The sequence below is a fragment of the Polynucleobacter sp. 39-46-10 genome (assembly GCF_002282275.1).
Genome location: NZ_NCJB01000414.1, coordinates 1 through 1,810 on the forward strand (window position 1 = coordinate 1; position 1,810 = coordinate 1,810).

A 1,810-nucleotide genomic window follows, 5' to 3' on the forward strand; every position below is an offset into this window, starting at 1 on the left:
AGTTGAGGTTAATTAATGAAATCTTTTCTATTATCCATTCAAGTGTATGGACTTTCCATTTACACTGTCAATCATGTCTTATATAAGATATGAGATAAGCTTGAATTTTATCCAATAGAAGCTGTTGTGGAGTTAATTTGTCACTAATATCTGAACCAATTGCCTCATTTAGCCCTCTTTATGAGCAAATTAAAGCCATGATTTTGGCAAGTTTGCAGGCCTCAGAATGGTTGCCTGGGGATGCCATTCCTAGTGAGATGGAGCTAGCGGCTCGATATGCAGTTAGCCAGGGAACCGTACGCAAGGCAATTGATGAGTTGGCCGCACAAAATTTACTGGTGCGACGTCAAGGCAAGGGTACCTTCGTAGCCACCCACCAAGAAGAAGACTTTCAGTATCGTTTTTTACGCTTAGAGCCTGATTCTGGTGAGAAGTTGCACCTCAGAAACCAGTTTTTAGCCTGTGAAATCGCACAATCCGATGCCTATATAGCTAAATTGCTTAAATTAAAGGCAGGGGACCCCATTATTCGAATTGACCGCGTGCAAAGCTCTGCAGGGCGCCCAATCGTATTTGAGGAGATTTGGTTGCCGGAAGGGCGCTTTGAAGGGCTGACGCTTGAAGCCCTTAATGCTTGGCCTGGTCCCATGTATGCATTTTATGAAAGTGAATACGCCACTCATATGGTGAGGGCAGAAGAAAAAATTAAGGCAGTTTTAGCGAATTCAGATCTTGCTAAGCATCTTCAGGTTCAGGAGGGCTCTGCCTTGTTGTCGGTTGAACGTGTTGCATTTACCTACGGGAATAAACCAGTAGAAATTCGGCGAGCAAGGTACGACACTTCTGATCAGCACTACGACAATAAATTGAACTAGGTATTACACTCAAAAATCAGTAAAAACCACTATTTAACCCCTTTAAACGCTAAAAAGTCCCCACCTCCCCTCAGGTTTCAAATAGAATATGTTGCAACACAACAAAACCACACTGAACCTCCACCTAAAGATTGAGATTGCCCATGGTTGATGCACAGCAAAACACAAAAAAAGATAGACCGGTTTACCGCAATATCGGTCTTGCCCAGCTAATTAAATACCGATTGCCTTGGGCTGGAAAAGTCTCCATTCTTCATCGAATTAGTGGGGCGGCACTGTTTTTGATGTTGCCTTTCTTGCTCTATCTTTTTGATCAAAGCCTAGCTTCAGAGATGAGTTACCAAAAATTCCAGGCAATTACTGGCCACGTTCTCGTAAAACTGATTCTCTTGGGCTTAATTTGGTCTTTCTTGCACCATTTCTGCGCTGGTATTCGCTACCTCTTGCTTGATTTAGAGATTGGTGTTGAAAAGGCTGACGCTAATCGCTCAGCGATCTTTGTATTTTTCCTAGGCCTCGCTTTGACTGCGCTTGTTGGCCTCAAATTATTTGGCTTGTACTAAGCACTTCTTCATTAAGGAAATCGAATGCCTATTTATCAAATTGGACCGAAGCGCTTAGTTGTTGGCGCCCATTACGGCCTTAAAGAGTGGATTATTCAGCGTGCTACTGCCATTGTGATGGTGGTATTCACAGTCGTTTTACTGGTTGACTATTGCATTACTGGTAGCGCGACATATGAAGGTTGGGCTGGATTGTTTAGCAATCAGCTCATGAAGCTATTGACGCTTTTATTCTTTATTAGCTTGTTCTATCACGCTTGGATTGGTATCCGCGATATCTGGATGGATTACATCAAGCCCGTCAGCATTCGTTTAACACTGCAAGTGTTAACTGTGTTGTATCTCGTAGCCTGTGCGGCTTATGCCGTACAA

At 43.1% G+C, this 1,810-nt stretch carries 3 protein-coding genes; all 3 read left to right on the forward strand.

Annotation, left to right across the window (positions count from 1 at the left end; genetic code table 11):
* The first annotated feature begins 137 nt into the window (after positions 1-137).
* On the forward strand, positions 138-875 hold the full coding sequence (locus tag B7X71_RS16280) for a GntR family transcriptional regulator (RefSeq protein WP_215300878.1): 738 nt from the start codon (positions 138-140) through the stop codon (positions 873-875).
* A 143-nt stretch (positions 876-1,018) separates the two neighbouring features.
* On the forward strand, positions 1,019-1,438 hold the full coding sequence (sdhC, locus tag B7X71_RS16285; protein WP_215385723.1) for a succinate dehydrogenase, cytochrome b556 subunit: 420 nt from the start codon (positions 1,019-1,021) through the stop codon (positions 1,436-1,438).
* A gap of 24 nt (positions 1,439-1,462) precedes the next feature.
* A partial coding sequence (gene sdhD / locus B7X71_RS16290; RefSeq protein ID WP_293601501.1) for a succinate dehydrogenase, hydrophobic membrane anchor protein occupies positions 1,463-1,810 on the forward strand: 348 nt, incomplete at its 3' end.